A 25,492-nucleotide genomic window follows, 5' to 3' on the forward strand; every position below is an offset into this window, starting at 1 on the left:
CCTCCTTAGTTGAAGACCCAGATTCCGCCAGCCATGATCGACAGAACCGTAATGAACGTTTGGTACACGACATCCATGATCAGATTTCCAATACTGTCTGCATCAACTTTCTTGTTCTTAATCATGACATATGTATGAGACCACAAACCGCTTAACCCGTATATGTACATCGTGACAAGTACACCTACCCAGAAGTTGCCGTGAAACCAAATTGCCATAATTCCCATCACCCCAAGACCAACTTGGGAAAATCCGTACTTGACTTGAAACGGCCCGCCTGGCCAGCCCAATTGAGATGCAGTTCTGTCAGCAATCGCAATGTTGTAAATAAATCCTATGACACCCACTAAGCCAAATGTCACAACAAACTGATGCAACAACAGCACATTCGCAATTTCGCTCGTATTTGCTGAAAAACCGTTGATCCAAAGCTGTACTACCGCTGAGACAATTCCCAATCCCCATAACAACAGAAACCACATCGTTACAAGCTCCTCTCAATTGATAGATTTGTTACCAAAGATAATAAAGTTGAAAGGTTAATTCTGTCAATAATATTATTTTTATACTAAACAATATCTGTCATCAATTGTCCCAAATGGATTTAATCCAATATTCCTGAAATTTTGTTTCTTTTCTGTCTATTGACTTCTCTCCAATTCTGATCATTTTGACGAACCAGAGTTTTTCCTCTATTCGGTCTATTAATGCTGACCTTATCTCCCAAATCCTTGATATAGTGCGATTTACACGTGTATTTCCCTGCGAAGAACATAAAAAAAAGCACCCCTTCTTGCCTATCGAAGCACGATAAATCACAGCCGTGTTTGGATAAAGAAAGAGCGCTTATATTTTGTTGTCATTATATTGTATTAATGGTATTCATCTCTTTTTTATTTCTCATCCACTGCATTGCTTTCCAATTCTTTAATCACTTTGGTTCGACCTGTAACAAACGATAAGAATGCGATGAGAATTCCAAACACAATAAACATAAAGCCAATGCCACGACCTGGTCCAATGCCAATAATGCTGCCAACTGATGTAGCGAGCAAACCGCCTTCCACTAATAGCGGATTGAATACATGCTCGGCCAATACACCAGAAAGAACATAGGCAATCGGATATCCGAGCTGCGTAGCCACCGATATGAGGGACCATACGCGGCCTTGCACGGTATTGTCAATATTTTGCCGAATCAATACTTCCAAGCTCGTCTGCACAAATGCTAGAGCAAAGAAAAAGAGAAATCCTGATACGACAATCACATATACATTCGTCGAAACGCCGATAAGCGAATAGAAGAGCCCAACAAAGACAAGACATACCGTCATTGTAGCGACATGCTTCTTAATTCCTCCAAAAATACTAATCAGCAAACTGCTGACTAGCAAGCCCGACGCACAGACGGATAGAGAGATTCCGTACGTCTTCGGATCTGTAAAGTTCAACATCATCGGAGCAAGCAATGTCTGCAAAAATCCAATATAGAAGCACAATACAGAAGTAAGTGTAATGAGTACGACAATCCCTTTATTGGCGTTGATTGTCCGCATTCCTTCTTTCAGCTCATGCCAAAAACTTAGCTTGACCTGCTCTTCAACATGATGATTCTGGAGCTTAGCTTGCTCAGCAACTACCCGATTGCTTCTAACCCATACAACCAATAGCGCCGCGATGATAAATGACAAAATATCAATGACTAATATGTATTTGATGTCCATAATCGTAATCAAGATACCAGCTAGAACTGGGGAGACTAGAAACTGAGAAGTGGAGGCAAGCTGCATCAAGCCGCTTGCTTGGGTGTATTTTTCTTCACTGACGAAGTCGGTAACAGAAGCTTTGTAGGCGGGATTATGCAAGGCACCGAATATCGAACTAATGGATGCCCCTACGTATATGTGCCATACCTCCAAGCTGCCCATCAGCACGAAGGCCAAAATGAATATGAGACCAAAAGCAGAGCCTGCATCACCTAAGATCATCATCAACCTGCGGTCGAAGCGATCGGCGAGAACACCCCCGACCGGCTTAAGCAACAGAGATGGCATAAACGAGCAAAATATGACCATGGCATAGCTGGTCGGGCTTTGTGTTTGCTGCAATACTAGGATACCGAGCGTAAAGGCAGTCAGACCGCTGCCAATATTCGATATGAGCTGGCCGAACCAGACTAGAAGGAACTTGGAAAATAGTTTCTGTTGAAGCGTATCCATGTTCTACCCCTTTTCCTTAAATGGTTGCTATGAAATTGTACAAGCAATATATAATTAACCAAAAACCCTCCTTCTATTATCTACTTCCGATCGAGTAACAGCATTAACTAATACTAACATTTTTATCCTTATACAAGCCTGTTGTCAAGACGTAAATTGCTGTGCTATGTAAAGGTGATCCACAGTTCCCTCATCGACAAATGGTGCCGACAAATAAGGTGAAATAACGACAAAATCACTCTTTCATCACCCAATAAAAAAGAACCGTCTGCGGCAGCCCAGATTATGGACGCAAAACGGTTCCTTCATTATATATATCTGTATACGATTTTCCTTAGTTCCTTGTTTATAAATCTGTATGTTTCCGCTTTAACAAATGGACATACCATTTCAACTCTGCATGATGATTGAACACACTGACCTTGTCCATCACCTCAAAATCCTTGCATTGATCCATTTCCGTTACTTTATTCTCGATCATCATATAGGCGAGATCTTCTTTGTTTTTATGTGAATACAGAGATGAGATAATGACACCATGTGGGGTTAGATAATTCGAGTAGTCCAGCAGCTTCTGCGGCGTATTGGGCACATAATGCAGCGATTCATTAAATACGATCACATCATATTTCTTTGCAGGCACATAATGATTAATGTCACCACAGTGGAACTGATTCAATGAGGATTTGGCCGATGCGACTTTAATGGCTTCTTGTGACAGATCAATCCCTGTATACCCTTGTTTCTCGCTGTCGAGAAGCATATCGAACAAGATGCCTGTCCCGCAGCCCATATCCAGAATCCCTTCTGTTCCAATAAATTTCCGAATGTAACCATACACCACCGAATATCGAGCATATTCCGTAATATCCGACAAATAATCCCATGCGTTCGACTTGTATTCCTCGTCCCATTGCTGCTGATTGCTTTCTAAGAAATCCGGAATTGTTACTTTTTCCATGTTGTTTCCTCCCACGCGTCAGATAGTTGATTGTTAACTTTTGCGTCGCATCATAGGTGTTGTTCGATAAGAAAAGCAAACAAATTCAAACAAATGGAGAGTATGTCTTGTTGAGTTTGATAGTCGTAGATATGCAGGGAAGTATTAATGAAGTTAAACAAATATAGTAGTCTTTCTTCATACTAGTATGCAATCCAGATCATGTCAATCTTATAGCGCTTTTACATTCACAAGAAAGCGGCCTGCGATGCAAGCACAGCTCCAAGTCGCCTCTAAATGTAAAAAACTCTTTACATGTTTACGTTTAACATATACACTATCTGTGATCGGTTTTGCTTTTTACCTGCTAATTACCCAAAATGCACTATTCAGCGTGGCACAATTTTATTTAAAATGGAAGCTTGGTAAATCCCCTCATTCTTAATTTTCTAGGTCGTATACTACTTCCCAGTACTGTCACTTCAGACTCATGAATGGCTGAGTCAACTTACTCCAGCAACTTGGAACTGCTTGAATCTCTTCTATATAAATCAAACGTAAATGCTTGGACACGTTATGCACACATCCCTCAATTCATAATTCAAAGAATACGCATTACATTGTAAGACAGCAAATGCCTCAGATGGCTCACGGCTTGTGTATATATCCAGCATCTTGAAGCAATCTCTCGCCGTGGGCCAAAAGAATACATGCCGATCCAAACATGCTCTGAATTGCTGTCTTCAAATTATTGGCTGCTCGGCGGAACAATCCCTTCCAAGCCTTTCAGGAAAATATCTACGTACAACTCAATCATCTGGCTGTCTTCCACCTGTTCCTGCTGTCTTCCTGCGAATAGCTCCAGCGCCATCTCTGCCCATCCCACCGCTCCTAGAAAAAAACGGGAGGCATAGTGGAGAATAGCGGATCCATCATTTTCGCCAATGCGGAAATGTCTCCTTAGTTCCGCTTCCAATATACCAGTCTGACGCAGCAATTGACGATAGAATGGAGCAGCAATCTGCGGGTTTTTGATCCCTTCAATGAAAATGATTTTTGTAAAAGGAGGATTGCTCCGAAACATGTCAACGAGCTGACTTCCGGCGTAAATTAACATTTCTCTAAGCGACAGGTTAGCGGCGGGAGGACTTATGACTGTTTTGGCAAATTCTCGTTCAACTAACGAATGAAATAAATCCTCCTTGCTTTTAAAATGAAAGTATAAAGCTCCCGGCGTAATTCCTGCTTGTTCCGCAATGCCGCCTACCTTCGTTCCTTCAAATCCTAATTGCGCAAACTTCAATAAGGCAGCATCTAATAGATCATCTCTTGATACCGTAATTCCGGCTCTACGCGCCATCTGCTTGCTCCTTTCTAAAAGCTGTCCAATACTTCCTCTGCTGCCTGGTATCCAGAATACAAGGCATGTTCTGTCGTCGGGCCCGCCCAATAATCGCCGCAGACAAACAGCTTTGGATTCTCTGGCCGTATGGCCTTCAGCGCTTTGTCACGCGATCGAGCCCAACCTGGATATTGAATCGGCATCGCATGCCTCCATCGTTGGATATGCGTGAACATAAGACGAGTATCCTGAATCGGATAAAATTGTCCAACCATTCTTTTCACATCATTTTCGATTTCTTGATCCGCCTTCGACCAATTCGCTTGACTATAGGAATGAGTCGGCATCGCAACCGCAATACCTTGACCTGATGGCGCCCTGTTTGGCCCCTTCAAGTGATCCCACCCGATCGCAGCTAGATCCGAGTTCAGCACAGAAGGCACGGCAAATCCATATGCTTGCTGTTCTGGCGCTTTTTCGTATCCGATAATCGTCGTTACGTTTGTCGTGTATCGCGTATTCTTTAGAAAATCCGTGCGTTCCTTTCCCAGTTCCAGCTCTGGATTCGCGATCATTCGCAATGCAGCAGGTGCAGGGACGGAGATGATGGCTCTATCGAAATATTCGCAAGTGTGAGCCTCTTTCCCTTCTATTGAAACTCGGATGCTTGAAATATCGGTAGATTCAACTGCGGTGACTGACGCACCAAGTTGAACCGAAACAAGCCGGCTCAACGCTTCGGGAACTCTCCCCATTCCCCCATTTGGCGTATATATCGACCAAGTGCTGCGCGCATCGCGCAAGGATAATAAGGGGGCATGCCAAGATGTGTCTTGTTCGTTCCAGAAAAACAAGGTGGAAGTTGGGACACTAAGCACCCAGTCGACAAGAGCATCCGTTGCCTCGCTTCTCCACCACGACAGATCACGGCCATCATCCAGCGAGCATAGGCGAGATGAATCGTGAAAGTCTATTTCATTCCGATATTTATATGCGTTGTACAACACCTTCACGGCAGCTATCTTCGCACGGGCATTCAACTTCGGATGGCGAAAAAAACTAAAGGGATTCCCCGATTGAAATCGATAAATCTGTTGATTGCCAATCGCCATCGCTTGAATCGGATTGACATAAGTCACATCTTCACTCATACCAAGCTCTTTCATCAATTCCTTCATATACCGGTAAGAATCAACCATAAATTGAGCACCGTTATCCCAAACATATCCGGCCTTGCGACTTGTGTGCATTCGTCCGCCAACAGAGTTGGACTGTTCGAATACCGTTACACAGTGCCCTTTTTTTTGCAAATGATATGCTGCACCTAATCCGCTGATCCCTGCACCGATAACTGCGATTTTGCTCATCCATATCCCTCGCTTCAATTAATTAAATGTTCATTTAATTAATTGAAGTATAACAATAAATCCCAAAGGAGTTCAATTCTTTTTTCTTTTTCATCCCCATATGCAATAAAAATCTCGCCCCGAATTGTCAGCCTCAACAATAAAGGACGAGAAATAATGAATACTTATTTCCGTTGTTCCTTACTTTAATCGCTTGCCCCCCACATAAACTTGCTCAATATTCGCGCAATCCTCAAGCACCTTAATATTGTGAAGTGGATTATGGGAGACAATCAACAGATCCGCCTGTTTGCCTGCCTCAATCGTACCAATGGAATCCTGCATCGCGCATGCCTCCGCGGCCGTTCTGGTCGCAGCGATGATGGCTTCCATTGGGCACAGTCCAATCTCACTCACTAGCAGGCTCAATTCCATAGCATGCTGTCCATGTTCAATCGGAGGCACGCCCATCAGATCTGTGCCCATTGCAATCTTGACCCCAGCCCGATATGCCTTTTGCATATTTTGATTATGCACATTATTCAACAATATGGCTTTTTGCAGCGATGCTTCAGGCAATCCCATGCGCGATCCGTGTGTAACGATTAAATGCGTAATCGTCATCGTTGGAACAAGTATGGCATCCGCTTTGAGCATGAGCTCGATTCCTTCGTCATCAATAAGCACCCCATGCTCAATTGTTTTGACGCCTGCTATGAGCGCATTCTTAATGCCTACCGTGCTCTGGGCATGTGCTGCGACGTATGAACCTGCCGCTTCCGCCTCATACACGATCGCTTTCAGCTCGTCAATCGTAAATTGCGGCGAACGGGGGTCATCCTTTTCAGACAATACCCCTCCTGATGCACAAACCTTGATAAAGTCCGCCCCCTGGCGGAACATCGTCCGCGCTGCCTTGCTGCATTCTGCTATGCCGTCGCATATATGTCCATATTTGTTAAATTGGGGAGGAAGCATATGTAAATCGCCATGCCCTCCGGTTTGGCTCAGCATTTGATAGGAGGTCTTAATTCGCGGCCCGTCGAATTCACCCTCTTTGATAAGGTTGCGCACATGCACCGCAATATGGCTTCCGACATCCCTAACACTCGTAACGCCAGCGTTGATCATTTTCTTCGTATCATTCAGCGCCCGCCCCATCAGGATTTCTGATGGGGTAATCGAGGCCGCAACCATATTAGGTGTTCTTGCACCAACTAAATGCAGGTGAGCATCAATCAGCCCCGGCATAATAATCTTACCGTCAAGCTCCTCCACACGTGCCTCGGCTGCTACCGTAATTTCTGAGGCTTTTCCTGCTTGAACGATAACATCCTGTTGAACCAATACGCCTGCGTCCTCTATATATCTGCCTTTTCCATCAATCAAGGTTCCGCCTTTGAAGAAAATCGCTGACATTGGTACATCTCCTCCCTACGAAAAATTTTCCGACATAGTGTTGGATAAAATGAATCTTAAGGATTATTATAAAATTGAAACGATAATCTACCACCATCAATATGATAGATTTTGTCGGAAAACGTACGGGTTCAGATCACTTGTCTGATAGATTTCAATATTTTCTACAGAGGAGACGAATATGTCCAATTCACAGAAAACAGAAGATCGAAGAATAAAGCGAACACGACGCATCATAAAGGAAGCATTCATCACCCTAATCGCCGAGAAGGGCTTGGAAGCTTTAACCGTACAGGACATTATTGCGAGGGCCGACATGAATCGCTCTACTTTTTATTATCATTTCCAGGATAAGCAAGACCTTCTGCAGCAAAGCATTCAAGAAATGATGAAGCAAGCGATGGAGGATGTCGAATTGCATCCAGCATCCGCAGAGCAGTTCAAAGGTAAACAGGAACATTCCACTTATGATCCAACGCCAAAGTTCATTAGGTTGTTCCAGCATATTGATCGAAACCGCGATTTTTATAAAGTCATGCTGGAGCACGTTCCGGGGTTTATGTGGACTACGATCGAGATGATTAAGGAGAATATGAGTAAAGATCTTACCCTGCTCCAATCTGATCCCTCTAAATTGAAAGTTCATGACGCGTTTCTCATCAATTACTCTGCAGGGGCTTATATGATGGTCATCAAGGCATGGCTGGATCAGGAGTTGCCGTTCTCCGCAGATTATATGGCCAAGCAGCTCACGCAAATTATGCGTAACGGAATGTATAGCGCTGCAGGCATCCAAGTATGACACGCAAAAACGTGTCATACTTCCCATTTTGATTGATGTAGCAATTACTTATTCAGCAATCTTCATCCGGTTATCAAGCTGTTCCAGCACCATTGGCCATGCTTGCTCATGCTGATTCTTGGATGCCTCATCTGGAAATCCAGCATGCGTTAGGCGGAGCTTCGTTCCTTCTGCAGAGGGAAGCAATGTTACGGTAACGACAGTCTCAGCTCCCTTTGTCCCCCCACTCCCCGTCACCCATGTAAGTTCAACTAGCCTATCCTGTTCGAGACGGAGAAATCTCCCGTAATGCGGATGCCGCTGAGCCTCATGCTTCGTGTCAGGTCGGTATACTGTTTCAAAATAAAAAACCGTATTCACCTCACCCATCATCATTACGGTTCCTGGCTCCGCGAACCAGCGATCGAACCATCGTGTCCATGCTTTGTATAGAACGGCTGGAGAAGTCTCCATCTCTCGTTCCACTGTGAGCTGATAAGGTCTTAATGAAAGATCAGGGATTGCAATCGGTTCTGTCATTATGGAATCCATCCTTTCTTATTCCCGTGTTAGTTACCCGTCTCATATATCTTTCCCATTCCATCCCTCAAAGAACCCTTCAGTACTTCATCTTAGCGCGATCCGATCCAACCCTATACTAGTCAACATTCGATTATTCGCACTAAGCCGCGACTCAAACCCTCCGGGATCATCCATATTCTTTCTCTTTCTCTTTCTCTTTCTCTTGCAAACAATCTCCTGCAATAACATGCCTACTCTATAACTCTATGGATAGTAAAAAATATAGATAAAATTTAATATTATTGAATTTCACTTCCATGTATAATGAATCGTGAAACGACAATAATGCTAGTATGCAAAAGAACCGTTAGACTTCAGAACCAACAACTGCTAAGGAGTGAAGCCAACCATGTCCATCCATCCATATCTCAACTTCAACGGCAACTGCCGTGAGGTAGTCGAGTACTACGCCGAAGTGTTCGGGCTAGACAAGCCTCATATTATGACATTCGGGGACACACCGTCAGATCCATCCCATCCTCTTCCCGAGGAGGCCAAACATTTGGTCATGCACGCAAGACTGAACATTCAAGGAACGATCGTGATGTTTTCTGATGTATTTCCGGGCATGCCATACCAAGCAGGCACTAATATCACTCTTTCTATTGTTGACACAGATGTCGATAAATTGACATCCATCTTCAACAAGCTCAAGGAAGGTGGACAAGTTGGCATGGAGCTCCAAGAAACGTTTTGGAGCAAAGCCTACGGTAATTTGACGGATAAATTCGGTATTCAGTGGCAAATCAATCACGATAATGGCGACTTTTCAAGTTAAATACAACCAACAAACACTACATGATAAAAGGATGTACGCCACTTCGATTACGAAGGATGGCTACATCCTTCTTCCTTGTTTATGAACCATAATGACCTTATCCCGTTCCAAAGTACAACCTGAAAGTTAATGCGGTTTAATTAATTTTTATAATGGCATGCGCGATCTAATTAAAATATTTCGTTCACACGTTGGTCACACTTTCAAGTATGATAAAAGCAAACAACAACTATAACATTTCAACAGCATTTTCTTCTATAATTCGACCACGAATACCTGTTCATGAATCCACTCGCTTGCTGGACAATGTCCACGATTCCTTCATTTTGGGACTAAGTATGTTGCTTTGTATATGAACTCTTCCGAGTTTATATAATAGAGTTGCTAGAAGCTGTATCCATAGCGTCATCTAGGAGCTCCACTCTTTTATTTTGACAACTTCATATGGAAAGGAGGCTGACTTTAAGTTTAAAGGGTTTAACATTTCATTTGAATTGTTTTCATGACATCCCATTATTCTTAGGAGGTTGATAGTGTGAATCAACTGCGTCTTTCCAACCCAATAACAACGAAGTTGCTTGTCGGTCTTGGTGCAATGCTCGTAACGGTTATCTGTATGGTGCTCTTTGCTGATAAAGCGTTTGGACATGGTTATATCGAAGGCCCTGCCAGCAGAGCTGCATTGTGTAAATCGGGTCAGAATACAAACTGCGGAGCGATTCAGTACGAGCCACAAAGCTTGGAAGCACCGAAGGGGTTTCCTAATGCTGGACCTGCTGACGGCAAAATTGCAAGCGCTAACGGAGCCTTTCCTGAACTGGATGAGCAATCCGCAACTCGCTGGACTAAAGTCAACATTAATGCTGGACAAAACACGTTCAATTGGAAACTAACTGCAGCTCATGCAACATCAAGCTGGAAATACTATATTACAAAAGAAAATTGGAATCCTAATGCAAAGCTGACACGCGACTCCTTCGATCTAACACCATTCTGCTCCGTTAATTATGGTGGCGTACGTCCTCCATCGACGTATTCGGATACTTGTAATGTACCAGCTCGCACTGGCTATCATGTTATCCTTGCAGTGTGGGAAATTGCAGATACTCCAAACGCATTCTACAATGTACTCGACGTGAACTTTAGCGGAACGAACCCTGGCGACAACCAAGCTCCTACTGCACCTGCTAACCTGGCAGTGACTGCAACAACAGCAACAAGCGTGTCCTTGAAATGGGATGCTTCTAGTGATAACGTTGGTGTAACCGGTTACAACGTGTACAATGGCAACTCCCTTGTTGGCAACGTATCGGGATCCACACTTACGTATACTGTAAGCGGTCTCACATCCAATACTGCATATACATTTAGTGTGAAAGCGGTAGATGCTGCTGGCAATCAATCAGCTGCTAGCAATGTAGTAAGCGTTACCACACCTACAGTACCTGTTGATAATGACGCTCCAACTGCACCAACTGGCTTGCATGTAATGGGTACACCGACATCTACGTCGGTATCCCTGATGTGGAGCCCTTCCACTGATAATGTTGGCGTTGCTGGCTACCGCGTTTATCGTGGAACGACATTAGTTGCAACTGTATCCGGCACAACAACAGACTATGTGGTTACTGGCCTCAGCCCGAAGACAGCGTACACATTCACTGTCCGTGCATTTGACGCTGCTGGGAATGTCTCTGCAGACAGCAATGCAGTATCCGCTACAACTGCTGATGCACCTGCAGTAGCTGCTTGGGTAGAAAATAAATCCTATGCAGTGGGCGACAAAGTTACTTACAATGGCACGGTATACGAGTGCCTCCAGCCGCACACATCATTAGCTGGCTGGGAGCCTACTAACGTTCCAGCATTATGGGCTGTTAAATAAGATACAAGATATAAGATATTTCCCCCTTCCAAATAACAAGAAGAGTCGTCCATGTAATTCCCCGGACGACTCTTCTTTATTGATTGCGATTTAGATAATAATCCTTCATCTCATCAAGCGGTATAAATCATGATCTCATCTGCTCTTAGAATGACACGTCCGTCCACTGAAGCCTCGCCTTTGCCAATTGTGAATCCCTTTTTGCTCCGCAGTACTTCATAGCTGAGCTCTAGCTTGTCCCCTGCATATGCGCTCCCCATTGATTCCACACCTTTCAATGCAGATAAGAAGCCAAGACTACCCTGCTGACTCTGGACAGCTGTAAAAGCTCCTAGCTGGGCAAGTGCTTCAATAATAAGCGAATCCGGCATGAAAGTTGACGCACCCGACATAAACCATTCATTGTGAGAAATGAGTTTATATCCGTTCGCGGACGTACCCGGTTCAATCTGAGTGACGCGATCAATCATGAGAAATGGGTAACGATGCGGCAATATATCCATCACTTCTTGAATGTTCAACGTATCAGCTCCTAGATATCATTCATCTATGTTTTCACTAATTATTTCATATAAGGATGTTGCTGTAAAGAAGCTATTTCCACGTAATTCCAGCCACTTAGCTTCTCATTCATTTTACTTCTTTTTGAAATAAGTCTTGAATCTTCTTGTTACTTTGTAAAAAAACCGTTTGCTTTCCGGCCAGATAAGACCAAGTAAATAACCAATAACCCCTCCGACAATGGCCGGAACCAACCAGCCAATTCCCTGATTGTACAACGGGAGCATCTTCAACCACGACAGAATCGTGTCGAACTGAATATCAGCTTGCTTCAATCCGTCGAATATACTGATGATGAACGTACCGACCAGTGCACCGACATATACCGATTGACGACCGCCGAACAAGCGATGTGACAGTGATAAAATGATCAATACAATGGATACGGGATAAATGATAAGCAAAATTGGGATTGAAATCGAAATGATCTTATTCAAGCCTAGATTCGCCACCAATAACCCCAGCACGCAAATGATAAATGCAATTTGGTTGTAAGTAAATCGGCCAAGTAGTGTTGAGAAATACTGACTGCATGCGGACACCAATCCGATGCAGGTCGTAAGACAAGCAAGCGTGACAATGGCAGCCAGCAATATTAATCCAGCTTCCCCGAACAACTGCTGTACGATTTGCGTTAGCAGCTGTCCTCCATTTGCCGCATAACCGAGTCCAGTCACACTTGTAACTCCCAAAAACCCGAGTGCTGCATAAACCAAGGACAGTCCAACACCTGCGATGATGGCTGCTTGTATAGCCGCTCTTGTAATCGTTCGCTTGTCTTGGACTCCTTGATCACGAATGGCATTAATAACAATAATGCCGAAGGCCAATGCTGCTATCGTATCCATTGTTAGGTAGCCTTCCATAAACCCTTTGAATCCTGGTGAAACCGCATATTCCTTGATAGCAGGCTGTGCTTCGCCGAGCGGCCCCATCATGGCAGCAATGAATAATATCGTAATCGAAATCAGCAGCAATGGTGTTAGGATATTGCCAACCCGCACTACGAGCTTGGATGGATTTAGACATAACCAATAAACAACACAGAAAAAGACGAGTGTGTACACGAACAAAACCCAACTGCTTGATTGCAGTGACTCAGGTACAAAAGAGCGTACCCCCATTTCAAATGCAACGTTAGCAACCCGCGGTATTCCCATGGATGGCCCAATGGACAAGTAGACAACAACCGCAAACAAGATCCCAAACTTAGGATGTACTCTACTTGCTAAGTGCTGCATATCTCGTCCGGATAGTGCAATCGCAATTACCGTTAACAATGGCAGCCCAACACCAGTCAGGATAAACCCTGATATGGCATATATGAAGCTGTCTCCCGCCTGTTGTCCTAAAATTGGCGGGAATATTAGATTCCCCGCTCCGAAAAATAGCGAAAATAGCATAAGTCCCACGAAAAACACGTGGCTTCTCGGCAATGACTTCATCTTTCTGTTCCCCCTAGACGTCTAGTACATTTCTACAGCAGCATCCCCATACAACAAAAAAACCGTCCCTCGAAAGGGACGGATTCTATCCGCGTTACCACCCATATTCATGCAGCCTGATGATAGACATTCGCAATTGCCAATGCATCTATCTCTCCTGCTCCATGCAGCTCTCTTCGCAGCCACACTTGCTGCGATATCCGAATAACGGTGGATATTCCGGCGCAGCTTACTTACTCTCGTTCGGCCACGCTTCTCAGAGATGATGTTCAGTTATGCGCCGAACGTTGGCTTGCAGCACTTCACCAACTCTCTGTAGATCGGCATTCATAGCTTACTCGTTCTCTTCGTTGAAGTTTTCATTCTTCAAGTTGTTTTCTATTGTCACATGAGCCTGATCTCGATGTCAATGTACAATATATCACAGTAACGAATGATCATGTACACATTTACAATTAATTCTAGTTCTTCTTATTCGATAAACAGAGCAAAATCCGCCCAATTGTTGCGGACGGATTTGCTGGAATTCTTACTTGTAATTAGACATCACTTCGTATTGCCGTGCACCTATAATTGGTTCATAGACTTCAAATATCGATAGATGAGCATTGCTGCTTGCGCACGAGTCGGAGTCTGATCGCTTCCAAATCGTCCGTTACCGATCCCTTGAATCCAGCCCTGCTCTACTGTAAAAGCAATAGCAGCTTGATTCGCCTGGTCTAGATGATCCGTATCTGTAAAATGGGACTTCGCGATGGTTGGCATTACTTTCGCAGTCTTCTGAGCAAGCAAAGCTACCATTTCAGCACGTGTAAACGGCTCTTTATCTGCCTTAACTGCCGACTTACCAACACCGTCCATAACCTCATTCACGAATCTTTCATTCTTCTTCATGGCAGCTTCTGTGCCTGCATGATGTGGCAACCGATCGAGCATCATGAGGAAATGTGACCGAGAGATAATTGCATTCGGCGTGTAGAGTCCCTTACCCGTTCCATTTACAATTTGCTGTGCTGCCAGTACTTCAATTGCATCTTTGCCCCAGTGATTTGCCAAATCCGCAAAGCTTGGAGCGTTCTCATACAACGCATATGTTCCCGTCTGTTCAACAGTCAAAGCAAGTCCTTCCGCATTATGAGTTGCCATTCCTGCAACACTCCATGTCCCCTGTGCATTTATCCGATACATAGCTGTCTTGCGCAAATCCCTCACTTTCGAAGCGTCCCCTCGAAGCAAGAGGATAACTGGCTGAGTCAATTTGCCGCTCTCGTTATGAATGGCAACAAGGCTGGATACGAGATTTCCCTGGTCGCCACTAGCACCTTCCCCTGTTCCTGCCTGACGCTCCGAACCCTTCTTGACGGATACAAGCAGCTTAAACTGTTCTGCCGCAGCATAATCCGCCAAGGAGGCCGTTGGTATCTTCAATTCATATGCTGCTGAACGAATATGCAGTTCCTTCCCAGAAGCCAGAAGCTGCTTCATCATCGCTGCATGGAAAGTGATCGATACGTGAGTATAATCCTCGAAACGTACATTAGTAAGATCCATCTCAACAGCTGTACTAGCTTTACGCGTAAGCTGCTCACTCAGCCATTGTTCCAAGAGGGATACCTTAGCAGATTTAGAACCTGTCGCAGAAGCTGGCTGCTCTACCAGATACCCAATCGTTCGGTTATTAGCAATAACCGGTATCCGCTTATCCTTCTCAGGAATTGTTACGGGCGAACTGGATGATCCCCCGCCTGAAGAAATAGGAGGCTCATATGGATTAACATTTTTCTTACGCACCGTAACGGTTGCTTCTGCTTGTTTATCTTTATATCCAACTGTAATTGTTGCCGTGCCTTCGTTCCAACCTGTTACCCGTCCCTTATCATCTACCTTGGCAACTTGCTCATCTGAGGAATGGAACTGCAACGGCTCTGTAATTGGCGATAATTTAACTTCTCCATCTTCATATACGATCGCTGCAACAGACAGTGGTGCTGAATCTCCCACATGTATTGCAAGCTTATCAGGGTACACTGTAATGCCTTGGAGTTCAGGCTCCCTTCCATCGTCCCCGCGATGCACGGTTATCGTTGCTTGATCACTCCACTGTTGGTAGGTTACCTGAACGACCGACACCCCTTCACTCATGCCTGTAACACGACCAGCTTGATCTACCTCGGCAATTCGACTGTCTGACGAAGTAAATATCAAGCCTTCTGTTATTGGCATCGGTAGGAGGTTGCCATTCTCGTATACGGCCGCTGTTACAGTCAGCGTCGACTGTTCCCCCGCCTTCAGGGACACATCTCGCGGATGTACAGCGATCGATGTAATATCCCCATTTTGTACAGGTGCCTGATAGTTGATCGTAATCGTGGCCGACTTGCTTGTCGCTTGTCCATTCGTTTCTGCGACTGCATACAACTTATTCGCTCCACGCTCCAATTCAGCTGATATCGCAAATTGTCCTTGCTGCACCGTTCCAGTTCCGACACGAACGTCTTGACGATATAAGTGAATCGTCGTTCCATCGGTTGGATATATTCCTTTCACAAAAATATGAGCATCTGTAACTGTGCTGCCTGACACTGGTTCAGTAATCACCGGTTCTTCCACAATCTTTGTAACCTTAGCCCGTATCATGTAATTGCCATCGCTGTTCCCTATCTTCTTCCACGAACCGCGATCCAATTTCCATGAACGCCCTGAAAAATTGCCAAGCTTCGTCATCGACAATCCTGGTACATTCGGCATGACACCATCCTGAATGTAGGCTACATAGAAATCACCGTTGACAATAATCGGATTCGGTATCATTACATCTGTCCACGAACCATCCAGCATTGCCTTGCCTTCATACGGACCGGCCACCATCTTGCCTGGAAGGCCATCAGGGCCGCTGGCATCATAGATGGCATACTTAAATTTCTCCCCGCCAGGATTCGGCCAGCCTTGATCCCAGAAGAAGAATCTTGCACCGGTTACTTGTGCAGGTCCGTCCGTTGTCATACGAACTGCAAACCCATTTCCAGTTACAAAGAATGCCTTGGCATTATCAGCCACGCCATCATCGTAATAGATTTCATCAGCTGATCCTTGGAAGCTATGAAGCGTATAAGAAACATGAGTCGTATCGTTACCTGTGATCTTAATGTTGTCTTGAACCGATAAGTAATTCAATGCGGATACCGATAGTTGATAGTCACCTTCGTAGGCTTCGAGTTCAAATTGTCCCTCTTCATTTGTTTCAACTGGTTCAACACGAACATCATTTAATAATCTGATTGTCGCATGCTTCACCGGCAACCCTGTAGCACGATCCGCTATCTTACCGGTAACCTTGCCTTTCGCCAATGGCTGTAAATGAACATTCATCACCGTATCTTTATTTTGCTCGATGACAATCGGTCGCTGCTCCGTCTTATAACCATAAGCCTCCACTTGCAGCGTATATGCACCAGGCGGATGCTTCAGTGTATAGCCTCCGGTTCCTGAATCAGAGCGTGTTGCCCGCTGCGATTGCACGACGCTGATGTCCGCCATTATCGGCATCCGGCCCGTATTTGACTGCTGCATCACGGTCTGCAGTTGCTCATCCGGCTTCGCGGCATGATCACGCTTCGCTGATTTCAACATTTCTAAGGTAAAGAGTTCATCCCTTGCTCCCTGCGTGTCATCATTTGCTTTCCCTGCTTGTCCGGCAGCCGCCTGAGTAGAAGATGTCTTCGGTCTTGTCATCACCGGAGGGGTCTCCCTAACCTCCACATCATCAATGTACCAACCGAACTGGATCGATGGCTGCTTGCTCTCGAATCGGAAGCGTAATTTGATCTTCTCTCCCATGTAAGTATCAAGTCCAAGCTCTTCCAAATACCAGAACCTACGTGGATGATTCGTATCATACCCCTGCTTCGGATATTCAGCGAGCGGTTTCCATGTCGCTCCCTGATCCTTGCTTATCTCAACTGTTGCCTTATCTCCATCATCAATATCGTACCATTGTTGGAAATACAACGTCGCATGCTTCACCTGTGTTAAATCGATTTCAGGCGATATAAGGCTCTCATTCACATCGCCGCCATAAGGGCCATTCAAGTTCGTGCCCCATACATTCTTGCCCGAAACTGCCTTTTGCGGCCCACGAGTCGGATGCGGAACACCATGCTCCCATTCGTTTCCTTTCCCTTCAACAGTCCAGCCCTTATTATTGCCTTCGAAATCATCACTGAAGATTTCACTGCCGCCCGTAAATGTCCAAGATACAATATCCGAGTCTGAACTCATCGTATGACTGACAGTTTGCGCCTTTACCTTGTAATAATACGTCCCCTTCTGAGGGGCAGGCAGATCGGCAAAGTTATAGCCAGAGCTTGTGCCAATCTCGTCCCAATTCCCACTCAAATCCTTCGTACGATAAATGACATATTCCTTCAATGTCCCCGAAGGCGCCTTATCAAAATCAAGAATGACTTTGCCTGGTGCGTTGCTCCTAGTCTTAATTTTAGGGGGAAGCGGAATTGTCGAATCTGGGGCTTGGATTTTAATATCATCGATGTACCAGCCCTCGTCACTGCCAAAGTCTCCTCGTAAATTGAATACAACGTAGATTTGATCCCCTGCATATGGGGACAAGTCGATATATTCGGTTGTCCACGTGGTGTTGCGCATCGTAAAGGTTTTTACCCGTTCGAACGTGAAGTTCGATTTCTTGCTGCCGATAAACACTTCTGCCCGATCAAAGGAAGCGCTCCACCAATCGCCAAGCTTATACCAATGAGCAAAGGATAAAACAGCGTGTTTCGTATCCGTCAAGTCAATCACAGGCATTTCTACATAGCTGTTAGTTCCATTCGGGTAATTGCCATCCAGAACGGTTGCCATTACTTTGGTGCCAGAGAATGCTTTTTTCGGGCCGCTTGTTGGAACGCCCCATTGCCATACGCCTGATGCATCTCCGAATCCAAATCCTTCTATTGAGGTTTCGAAATCTTGCGTATAACCAACCTTGACTCCCTTCGATACCGTTATGGGATAGATGTCTGTCTTGGACGAGCTGCCTGCGAAATTTACTGCTTCTATATAATATTCAATACCATTCAACGACAGCTCTTGAACAGGGATAGCGCCCTCATATAAACCATTCATATGACTTCCGGAAGTTCGAAGCAGCGCGTGCTTACTCCAGCCGGTAGTCCCCTTCTCACGGACATAAAGGTTCACATCCGTTACACTGACATCGTCCTTCACACGTGCAAATATGTCCTTGTCCAATATATTGAACGTCAATACAATAGGCTCATGTTCAATCGTCGGAGTCCCCGCATTCACCCCATCGATCGTCACCTGACCAACAGCCTTTCCCAGCCCTGTGTTCTGGGTTGACACGGCATTGAGTGCATTAATAAGGCCTGAGCCATAGCCATTATTCGGCGATTGCGGGAAATCATCGTCGGTTAATGCGTCCGTAGTGGTTGTTACTATTTCCGCTATATCCTTCACCTTTAAGCTGCGATTTGCCTGCTTAATCAGTGCAGCCACGCCTGCTGTATGCGGACTTGCCATCGAGGTGCCGTTCATGAGCGCATATTGTCCGCCTGGTACCGCTGAACGAATATGTACACCTGGAGCAGATACTTCCGGCTTCATTTGTCCATATGGCGTCGGCCCTTGCAGCGAGAAATCTGCCAGCTTGTTGTTCATGTCAACCGCACCCGTGGCGAATGATTCAGGGTAATTGCCCGGTGCTGCAATAGAGCCTGGACCGCCATTGTTCTCCGGAGGATGCGTATTTCCTGCTGAGAATGCCGGGAAGATATCGGCTGCGATCCATGCCTTCACGATATCTTGGAAGAACTCATTCTTGCCAGCAGGTACGTTCCCCCATGAATTATTCACGACATCGGGCGCAAGTTCGGGATGCTTCACTCCGTGCTTGTCCGTAGGTGCAAGAATCCACTCCCCCGCCTTAATGAGATCTGCATCTGTCGTTTGTCCATTCGAATCGAACACACGAGCCGCTATCCACTTCGCATTGGGGGCTACCCCAATCTTGTTGCTGCCATCCTTCTCAGAGCCTACCATTGTGCCCATAACGTGCGTACCATGACCGCTTCCATCCGTAGGCAGCTTCTTCCTCTCGATTGTGGCGTCGAACCAGCTTAGCTCTGGGTCCACAATGTCACCATTTTGATTCAGACCTCTCCATTTATGCTGCAGTGCCGGATGGGTTCCATCTACACCGGAGTCCATGTTGGCAACCACAACGCCTGTTCCATCGAAGCCAAGCTCCCACGCCTGAGCTGCGTTAATATTGCGCAAGTTCCACGGAACTTCTTGATTGCCAGCAGCAGATTGTGCTCCCGTTAGCTTCGACTTCGACACGATTTCAGATTGAAGCGTATATGTATGGTTTGGCAGAATCTTCTCGATTTCATCACGGGCTGCGAGCTTCTCCATGGCCGCCTTCGTACTGGTTACCGCAATCGCATTCACAATGTAATACGGATGGAATTCACGCACATCCCCAGCGGACTCCATTTGACGGAGCTGCTGAATAATGCCTGATTGCGACTGGTCTGCCGTGCTCATTAGCGAGTTCACAATGAAGTTGCGCACCGTGCGTGTCTGCTTCGCTGATGATTCTCCCTTCTGCTTAGACCATTGCAGCGCATGCTGTGAGATGGCTTTCATATCCGGCTGTTCCTTTAACTTGATGATGTACGTCTCAACCCCGTCAGACTGAAAAGCTTGCAACAGCTTGGGATCGATAACTTGGTGACCACCGTCCGATGGCTTCGAATCCATAACTTTCCCATCGTACGCCATCGCTGTATTAGACCGTACAGTAGACGCGGATGAATCAACTGATGTACCAACAGCGGCATACGTAAACGCCGGCGATGTAAGGACTAGAATACATACGAGTAATGATGCAATCCAACTTTTCAACCATGATTTCACCTGCAAAATCAGTTCCTCCTCGTTATCTCTCAATCTAGCATGTCGGTTCAACTTCCTCTTTTTTTGGGACATCTTGTAATCTATCATATTTGTTTCCCTCTTACAATAGTTTTGTATTAATGCAAAATTTGTTGCAAATTGTTGCATCCCCAGGAAAATGTGGTCATTTCGTCATGTCTATATACCAAAAAAGACCCAGCTTCGCGGCGTTCGCCTCGATACTGAGTCATCGAATTGTCGAGTAAATTGTAGAATGTTCGCTATCGGACTTTCTTGCCGATGTATAACAAATGGGTTCCTGTTCCTAGCAGCGAAGGATCGGCAGCAGTATCATATAGCAACTGATAGAGTCCCTCGAGCTCTTGTTCGCCACGGCTCGACCAATATTGCCACTGCTCCGGTGTCAAATTTCCTCCAAGCCCAGAGGAGCTGATCAACTGGATTCCTTCAAATCCATGTTCACGCATGAATGGCATAATCTCTTCCACCTTGTAAAAATATGCGCCCGTAAATCTGCCTTTATCTGCATGATTAAATATTCCGGTATGTAAAAAATCTTGTAATGCCTCTACGTTATCAAGCGGCTTCCAATTCTGTGGAAACTTAAGAGAGAGAAGGGTGTGTACAAGGCGTGGTCGGAATGCAACAAAGACGATACCTCCCGGTTTTGTTACACGGTATAATTCTTCTGCGGCGGCTGCCCGCTCCTCTTCCTCCTGCAAATGATACAATGGCCCTAACATGAGAGCTGCATCATATTGTTCATTCGGTAGCATATGCAGTTTCCTAGCGTCTGCGGCATAGAATCCGCGAAATTGTGCAGTAAGATCAAGCTCAGCAGCCTTATTCTCAGCAAAATCAACAGAGGCAGGTGTTAGATCAGTTAAGGTGACCTGATAACCAGAGCGAGCCAATTCCATCGCGTACCGCCCAGGTCCGGCACCATTATCCAGAACCTCCCCTTGTGATGGAAGATACCGCTTCATGTAATGCCAATTGATGCAAAATTCTAAGCTCTCCCTCTCCAATCTTCCCCACTCGTCAAATCCTGTGTAATAATCAACGATTTCTTGCTGCATCTTAACCCCTCCTTTTATCCCAAACCATGATGTATGATTAAGCCCCTAATTGTGAGTCCCATATTCCTTGCAGCTTGCGCAAATAAACAATCTGTCCGGCGTGATAGGCAATATGAGCATTCATATTGATGAGCGTCGATTCCCAAGGTTCATCGGAACCAGGCCGTACAGACTCTTCCAACTTGCACTCGGTGGACGAAGTCAATTCCTGCTTCCACTGATCAAGAACAGAAGCGAACCGTTGCAGCAGCTCTGACCAATCCTCCTCGGTTCTATCAGACTTACCCAATCTAAAGGTTTCTTCATTTTCCATTGTCAGATCAGGGACTAGTTTTTGCTGAAAGCGAAGCAAGTAGCGTTCTTGCCAGAAGAGCAAATGTTCGACAATCTCCCATATCGAGTGAACCTGATCATTCGGCTTCCATAGCGCCTGTGTTGCGGACAAGCCTTCCAACGATGTGAATAACGGAGCGAACCAGCCTTTTTCTAAGGTGCAGACGAGAAATTGATCGAGCAATATTTCTTTCCTGTTCATTTTCTTTCTCCTCCAAACACTATATTTATACTTGGGGCGTCGATTGCATTCGCTTACGAGCGCGCGATCTCCATTTGTATAACAACCAGGTCCATGCGGCAGATTCTGTGCTCTTATGCGCGGCTACATGATCTAAGAATATAAAGTCTGACGGCTCGACATGAATGCGAGCGAGCGGCTTTACTGAAGTGCAACTGGTCCATTCATCGAACGCGGCAGCTTTCTGTTCGGGGCCGTTGAACGTATCCTTGGACAGCAAATAAATCGTCCCACTCCTCCACGGGTGGTTGGTGTCTTCAAACGTTTCTCTTGTTAAAGAGAAAAAATAAAATCTCTTATTCCGTAAGCTAATTACACATCCATTGCGAAAATTGATCTTCAGCTTCACGCGGTCGAGCACGGCATAGAACATGGCCCAAATTCCATCACTAGTCGCAAAAACCGCCTCGGTCATGATCCCGTTGTACAACGTTTGCTGCTTCGTAAGCAGCTCATCGATTTCTGGATGATTCGACCCGTGTAGCAGCACGTTCTCCGCAGCAGCGATGTAACGTACAAACCGTTCTTTTGAATAAGAAGGAGCAATCCGCACGATGCCATCCCCATCAAGCGCTTCCTGATATGCCCGCTTGTATTCCCTCGTTTCTTCTTCTGAACAGCTTAGAGGCGCTGTTGTTCTAAGAAGTATGCGCAGCCCCAGTTCCGCAAGAATTGTAAGCAAGGACACGATATCGATCCTCCTAAAAAATGCGATAATAACCTACAACTCCATCTTTAATACCATATTTAACCACACCAATTACTAATGTGCAATCTTTATAATTCTCATTAAGATACAATGAGTGCTGCGTTCCCTCTTCAACAAGAATGTCGGATCATGCAGAGGGCATGCATGACATGATTTCGATACAAACACACAAAAAAAACGCCAGGCAATCCCGGCGTTTTCTGCGATAGCTACATGATACGAGTTCACATTCCTACTCGATTTCCTACTCGATCGAATGTCCTCTTCCTCATACAAGCAAGGCAATCTTCTCTTCTATCGCTTGCTTCTCCTCTTCATTCCATACTACGGATATCTCAAATGTCCCTTCCTTAAAAAACAAAGAAAACTTACGTTTGAACCAGGACTGCATTGGCAATTCCAACGCTGCCTCAATTGGCACCCACCCCAATTCCCCCTCAGGAGGATTCTTCAACAATTCTCCCTCATAGGAGGTAGCCAAATAATTGAATACCATGTACCGATAATTCGTAGAAGGAACAACATATTCGTCCAAGCCCTTATAAATCAGTCCACTCACTCGCAGACCTGTCTCCTCATAGACTTCTCGAATTGCTCCTTCTGTCAGACTTTCTGGAAATTCGACCTTGCCTCCCGGAGCCAAATATCCAGGAAAGCCCTTACTGTCAGGACGATTCATCAAGAGTACTTGATCTCCATCCTGTACCATACACATCGTATACATTCCATATGTAATTTCATTCGATGCAGTCATTTCTATCCCCCAACTTCCATGTAGAACAAATCATTAGAGCTCCGATCGTCGTTATTATCTTTGTTTATTGGCGAGATGACCTTGTAGTTCATTCACCTGATGTTCCAACTTTTCGATTCTGACATGCAATTGAGAGGCACGCTTCTTAGAACGAACAATTAGAAGCACCGCTCCGACAATCAATGCGACTAGAACAAGCAGAAACAGAATTCCTCCAACTATGTTCTCCCATACAAATGACAAATCAATATCCTCCAATTCACCAGAAGCAAGTTACTTCGTTATTAGACAGACTCAGTTTGAGGGCTTGATGCAACACTTGCGAGTACAGCATTCAATTCCTTCTCCGCCATCGAGCTTAATCGTCCATCACTGCCTGTGAATTCCATATGCGAGGTAACATTGTTCGGTACGACCACACAGTAAGCTCCCGCTGCTTTGGCTGCGATCATGCCGTGCATCGAATCTTCAAACGCAACCGCTTCCGTGCCTTTAACATCAAGTTCACGCAGCGTCTTCTCATATAAATCCGGAGCAGGCTTGATGCGTTCCACATCATCCGACGTGTTCACAACTTCAAAATATGAGCGAATATTAAACTTATTCAAATAGGATTCAACCCACACACGGTTCGAGCTAGATGCAAGTCCGATACGTAGTCCAGTACGCTTCGCTTCGGCTAGATACATTTCAACTCCAGGTCTCAAGCTCTTCCCTTCCATGATAATCGCGAACTGCGCATCCGCCTCCCGCTTGAATTCATCTCGATCTATCGGACGATTTGCATGTTCTACTATATAATCCAAAGGATCAAAGTGCTCGAAGGAAGCACCGACACACTGTCCCCATACTTCTATTTTCAAGTCTACTCCGTATGCAGCACTTACCTGTTTATACGACTCATACCATGCTGTTTCCGTATCGACAATCAAGCCATCAAAATCAAAAATAACTGCTTTAATCATTCGAATCCGCTCCTTCTACCATGCAGATGCCACAGCAACATGCACAGAATTGTTGTCGTTATTGTTGGTTGTCAAACACACATTCTTCCTACGACATGCGAGACTGCTTTTTCATCCTCTTCTGTTCTTCCTTACGCAGTACATCGTTCACTTCTACCTCAATCTCGGTCAGTACTTCTTCCAACTTCTTCGGCTTGGCTAACAGATTAAAACCTAGTGCACGCACCGTATTGATAGGCCCAGATGGGAGCGCCCACCAGCCAAATACGAAGGTATAAAGACTGAAGGCCATATTCAGAAGCGGTGTCAGATGATAACCCTTCACATAATAGCCCGTTTTCGTTCGATAGCTGAATATCCCGAAGGATAGACAGACCTCATACTGCACGAATTCGGATTCGTGATCAATTAGACATTGTTCATAGTTGGTTCCTTCTTGTCGAAGCTGCTCACGATTCAAGTACAACCAAATCACGAATTCATTACTCCGCTTCTGATCCTTGCGGAATACGATATACAGCAGAAGCATTACCGAGAGAACAATAGATTGAAATACGATATTACGATAATCTTGCCGAATGATGCTAGACACTAAAAAAATGGCAAAAAGCCCTGCTACAAGTAACAATACAAAGTGCATGATTGAATCTCCTGTTGACTAGTTAATCCATGATTTCTGATACCGAAAGTTCGTACCCAAGCTATTGGCTAATTGCTAATAAAATCAGAGATAGCACAATAAATGGGGTGGACATGATTAGAAACAAGGTTCCCCACCGTTCACGGTTCTGCCGCTCGTCCTTACTGCTCGTATGGTGGATATATCGTGCCTGATTCGGATCGGCAAACACGCCAAATAATAAGGCGCCTATTCCAATCAGGATTGCAGCTGAGAGGCCTAGCCATTTGCCAGCTGTGGTTAGGCTAGCTACACTTATTAAAATAAGTGTTAGGAGCAGACAGCTCCCACACGCGATGCCTAGCCACTTCATCTTCATGCTATCCCTCCTTCCTCAACCAATCCAGTTATCGCTCAATAACTTTCACAGCTATATTATACACGACCGCACACGATTACGAACCCTGTAATTCCCAATCCTCTTCCACTGTTACTCCATCTGCTCCGAATGCAAAGACCACAAGTACTATTTCGCTTGTG

Annotated in this window: 20 protein-coding genes, 2 pseudogenes and 1 other annotated feature; of the genes and pseudogenes, 3 read left to right on the top strand and 19 right to left on the bottom strand. The window is 45.2% G+C overall.

Annotated features, from left to right (window positions below; genetic code table 11):
- Positions 1-5 precede the first annotated feature (5 nt).
- The 7 genes and pseudogenes from RQP50_RS22735 to RQP50_RS22760 all read right to left on the bottom strand — a co-directional run bounded on the left by RQP50_RS22735 (position 6) and on the right by RQP50_RS22760 (position 7,266).
- Positions 6-482: a DUF6790 family protein gene (locus RQP50_RS22735; protein WP_315746832.1), complete on the bottom strand. Its 477-nt coding sequence runs from the start codon at positions 480-482 to the stop codon at positions 6-8.
- A 411-nt stretch (positions 483-893) separates the two neighbouring features.
- Positions 894-2,219: an MFS transporter gene (locus RQP50_RS22740; RefSeq protein ID WP_251484497.1), complete on the bottom strand. Its 1,326-nt coding sequence runs from the start codon at positions 2,217-2,219 to the stop codon at positions 894-896.
- 346 nt (positions 2,220-2,565) lie between these two features.
- Positions 2,566-3,180, bottom strand: coding sequence for a class I SAM-dependent methyltransferase (locus tag RQP50_RS22745; RefSeq protein ID WP_072729887.1), 615 nt, complete (start codon positions 3,178-3,180; stop codon positions 2,566-2,568).
- Positions 3,181-3,710: 530 nt separating this feature from the next.
- A pseudogene (locus RQP50_RS29400) lies at positions 3,711-3,887 on the bottom strand (DUF7002 family protein); the annotation flags it as partial.
- A 20-nt stretch (positions 3,888-3,907) separates the two neighbouring features.
- Positions 3,908-4,519, bottom strand: coding sequence for a TetR/AcrR family transcriptional regulator (locus RQP50_RS22750; RefSeq protein ID WP_315746833.1), 612 nt, complete (start codon positions 4,517-4,519; stop codon positions 3,908-3,910).
- 14 nt (positions 4,520-4,533) lie between these two features.
- Positions 4,534-5,868 (bottom strand): protoporphyrinogen/coproporphyrinogen oxidase, encoded by a 1,335-nt coding sequence (locus RQP50_RS22755; RefSeq protein ID WP_315746834.1) that lies wholly within the window; start codon positions 5,866-5,868, stop codon positions 4,534-4,536.
- Between the two features lie 180 nt (positions 5,869-6,048).
- Complete coding sequence (locus tag RQP50_RS22760; protein WP_315746835.1) at positions 6,049-7,266, bottom strand: metal-dependent hydrolase family protein; 1,218 nt, start codon at positions 7,264-7,266, stop codon at positions 6,049-6,051.
- A gap of 181 nt (positions 7,267-7,447) precedes the next feature.
- Here RQP50_RS22760 and RQP50_RS22765 point away from each other — a divergent pair, with 181 nt between their 5' ends.
- A complete protein-coding gene (locus RQP50_RS22765; protein ID WP_315746836.1) occupies positions 7,448-8,068 on the top strand; it encodes a TetR/AcrR family transcriptional regulator in 621 nt (206 codons plus the stop codon).
- A gap of 48 nt (positions 8,069-8,116) precedes the next feature.
- Here RQP50_RS22765 and RQP50_RS22770 read toward each other — a convergent pair whose 3' ends face one another.
- Entirely contained in the window at positions 8,117-8,587 is a 471-nt protein-coding gene (locus RQP50_RS22770; protein WP_315746837.1) for an SRPBCC family protein, read from the bottom strand.
- A 391-nt stretch (positions 8,588-8,978) separates the two neighbouring features.
- On the opposite strand from RQP50_RS22770, the gene RQP50_RS22775 reads away from it, so the two are divergent.
- Positions 8,979-9,407, top strand: a complete 429-nt coding sequence (locus RQP50_RS22775; protein WP_021255069.1) for a VOC family protein — start codon at positions 8,979-8,981, stop codon at positions 9,405-9,407.
- Positions 9,408-9,942: 535 nt separating this feature from the next.
- Positions 9,943-11,292 carry a lytic polysaccharide monooxygenase gene (locus RQP50_RS22780; protein WP_268624795.1) on the top strand — a complete coding sequence of 450 codons (1,350 nt, stop codon included), beginning with the start codon at positions 9,943-9,945 and terminating at the stop codon, positions 11,290-11,292.
- A 113-nt stretch (positions 11,293-11,405) separates the two neighbouring features.
- On the opposite strand, the gene RQP50_RS22785 is transcribed toward RQP50_RS22780, so the two are convergent.
- The 11 genes and pseudogenes from RQP50_RS22785 to RQP50_RS22835 form a co-directional block, all read right to left on the bottom strand.
- On the bottom strand, positions 11,406-11,813 hold the full coding sequence (locus tag RQP50_RS22785; RefSeq protein ID WP_315746838.1) for a 3-hydroxyacyl-ACP dehydratase FabZ family protein: 408 nt from the start codon (positions 11,811-11,813) through the stop codon (positions 11,406-11,408).
- Between the two features lie 192 nt (positions 11,814-12,005).
- Positions 12,006-13,298 (bottom strand): annotated as a pseudogene (gene brnQ, locus RQP50_RS22790) (branched-chain amino acid transport system II carrier protein); the annotation flags it as partial.
- 71 nt (positions 13,299-13,369) lie between these two features.
- Positions 13,370-13,658, bottom strand: a binding site (T-box leader).
- Between the two features lie 207 nt (positions 13,659-13,865).
- A complete protein-coding gene (locus RQP50_RS22795; RefSeq protein WP_315746840.1) occupies positions 13,866-20,339 on the bottom strand; it encodes a S8 family serine peptidase in 6,474 nt (2,157 codons plus the stop codon).
- A 173-nt stretch (positions 20,340-20,512) separates the two neighbouring features.
- The gene (locus tag RQP50_RS22800; protein ID WP_315746841.1) at positions 20,513-21,331 is read right to left on the bottom strand and encodes a class I SAM-dependent methyltransferase; all 819 of its coding nucleotides are present in this window, start codon (positions 21,329-21,331) and stop codon (positions 20,513-20,515) included.
- Between the two features lie 37 nt (positions 21,332-21,368).
- Entirely contained in the window at positions 21,369-21,866 is a 498-nt protein-coding gene (locus tag RQP50_RS22805; RefSeq protein WP_315746842.1) for a DinB family protein, read from the bottom strand.
- A 25-nt stretch (positions 21,867-21,891) separates the two neighbouring features.
- The gene (locus RQP50_RS22810) at positions 21,892-22,593 is read right to left on the bottom strand and encodes a hypothetical protein (RefSeq protein WP_315746843.1); all 702 of its coding nucleotides are present in this window, start codon (positions 22,591-22,593) and stop codon (positions 21,892-21,894) included.
- 289 nt (positions 22,594-22,882) lie between these two features.
- Positions 22,883-23,368, bottom strand: a complete 486-nt coding sequence (locus tag RQP50_RS22815; protein ID WP_315746844.1) for an 8-oxo-dGTP diphosphatase — start codon at positions 23,366-23,368, stop codon at positions 22,883-22,885.
- Positions 23,369-23,422: 54 nt separating this feature from the next.
- Positions 23,423-23,611 carry a hypothetical protein gene (locus tag RQP50_RS22820; protein ID WP_315746845.1) on the bottom strand — a complete coding sequence of 63 codons (189 nt, stop codon included), beginning with the start codon at positions 23,609-23,611 and terminating at the stop codon, positions 23,423-23,425.
- 41 nt (positions 23,612-23,652) lie between these two features.
- The gene (locus RQP50_RS22825; RefSeq protein ID WP_315746846.1) at positions 23,653-24,333 is read right to left on the bottom strand and encodes an HAD family hydrolase; all 681 of its coding nucleotides are present in this window, start codon (positions 24,331-24,333) and stop codon (positions 23,653-23,655) included.
- A gap of 88 nt (positions 24,334-24,421) precedes the next feature.
- Positions 24,422-24,973 (bottom strand): hypothetical protein, encoded by a 552-nt coding sequence (locus RQP50_RS22830; protein WP_315746847.1) that lies wholly within the window; start codon positions 24,971-24,973, stop codon positions 24,422-24,424.
- Between the two features lie 61 nt (positions 24,974-25,034).
- Positions 25,035-25,331, bottom strand: a complete 297-nt coding sequence (locus RQP50_RS22835; protein ID WP_028531531.1) for a DUF5316 family protein — start codon at positions 25,329-25,331, stop codon at positions 25,035-25,037.
- Positions 25,332-25,492 lie beyond the last annotated feature (161 nt).

The organism is Paenibacillus suaedae (assembly GCF_032337355.1).
In the GTDB taxonomy this organism is placed as follows: Bacteria; Bacillota; Bacilli; order Paenibacillales; family Paenibacillaceae; genus Paenibacillus_B; species Paenibacillus_B suaedae.

What these genes read in the sequence shown, in the direction of transcription:
- RQP50_RS22750 (WP_315746833.1), bottom strand. Translation starts at nt 4,519, where the DNA reads ATGGCGCGTAGAGCCGGAATTACGGTATCAAGAGATGATCTATTAGAT.
- RQP50_RS22770 (WP_315746837.1), bottom strand. Translation starts at nt 8,587, where the DNA reads ATGACAGAACCGATTGCAATCCCTGATCTTTCATTAAGACCTTATCAG.
- RQP50_RS22835 (WP_028531531.1), bottom strand. Translation starts at nt 25,331, where the DNA reads ATGAAGATGAAGTGGCTAGGCATCGCGTGTGGGAGCTGTCTGCTCCTA.
- RQP50_RS22735 (WP_315746832.1), bottom strand. Translation starts at nt 482, where the DNA reads ATGTGGTTTCTGTTGTTATGGGGATTGGGAATTGTCTCAGCGGTAGTA.
- RQP50_RS22805 (WP_315746842.1), bottom strand. Translation starts at nt 21,866, where the DNA reads ATGAACAGGAAAGAAATATTGCTCGATCAATTTCTCGTCTGCACCTTA.
- RQP50_RS22800 (WP_315746841.1), bottom strand. Translation starts at nt 21,331, where the DNA reads ATGCAGCAAGAAATCGTTGATTATTACACAGGATTTGACGAGTGGGGA.
- RQP50_RS22795 (WP_315746840.1), bottom strand. Translation starts at nt 20,339, where the DNA reads ATGATAGATTACAAGATGTCCCAAAAAAAGAGGAAGTTGAACCGACAT.
- RQP50_RS22815 (WP_315746844.1), bottom strand. Translation starts at nt 23,368, where the DNA reads ATGACTGCATCGAATGAAATTACATATGGAATGTATACGATGTGTATG.
- RQP50_RS22760 (WP_315746835.1), bottom strand. Translation starts at nt 7,266, where the DNA reads ATGTCAGCGATTTTCTTCAAAGGCGGAACCTTGATTGATGGAAAAGGC.
- RQP50_RS22740 (WP_251484497.1), bottom strand. Translation starts at nt 2,219, where the DNA reads ATGGATACGCTTCAACAGAAACTATTTTCCAAGTTCCTTCTAGTCTGG.
- RQP50_RS22825 (WP_315746846.1), bottom strand. Translation starts at nt 24,333, where the DNA reads ATGATTAAAGCAGTTATTTTTGATTTTGATGGCTTGATTGTCGATACG.
- RQP50_RS22755 (WP_315746834.1), bottom strand. Translation starts at nt 5,868, where the DNA reads ATGAGCAAAATCGCAGTTATCGGTGCAGGGATCAGCGGATTAGGTGCA.
- RQP50_RS22745 (WP_072729887.1), bottom strand. Translation starts at nt 3,180, where the DNA reads ATGGAAAAAGTAACAATTCCGGATTTCTTAGAAAGCAATCAGCAGCAA.
- RQP50_RS22830 (WP_315746847.1), bottom strand. Translation starts at nt 24,973, where the DNA reads ATGCACTTTGTATTGTTACTTGTAGCAGGGCTTTTTGCCATTTTTTTA.
- RQP50_RS22765 (WP_315746836.1), top strand. Translation starts at nt 7,448, where the DNA reads ATGTCCAATTCACAGAAAACAGAAGATCGAAGAATAAAGCGAACACGA.
- RQP50_RS22775 (WP_021255069.1), top strand. Translation starts at nt 8,979, where the DNA reads ATGTCCATCCATCCATATCTCAACTTCAACGGCAACTGCCGTGAGGTA.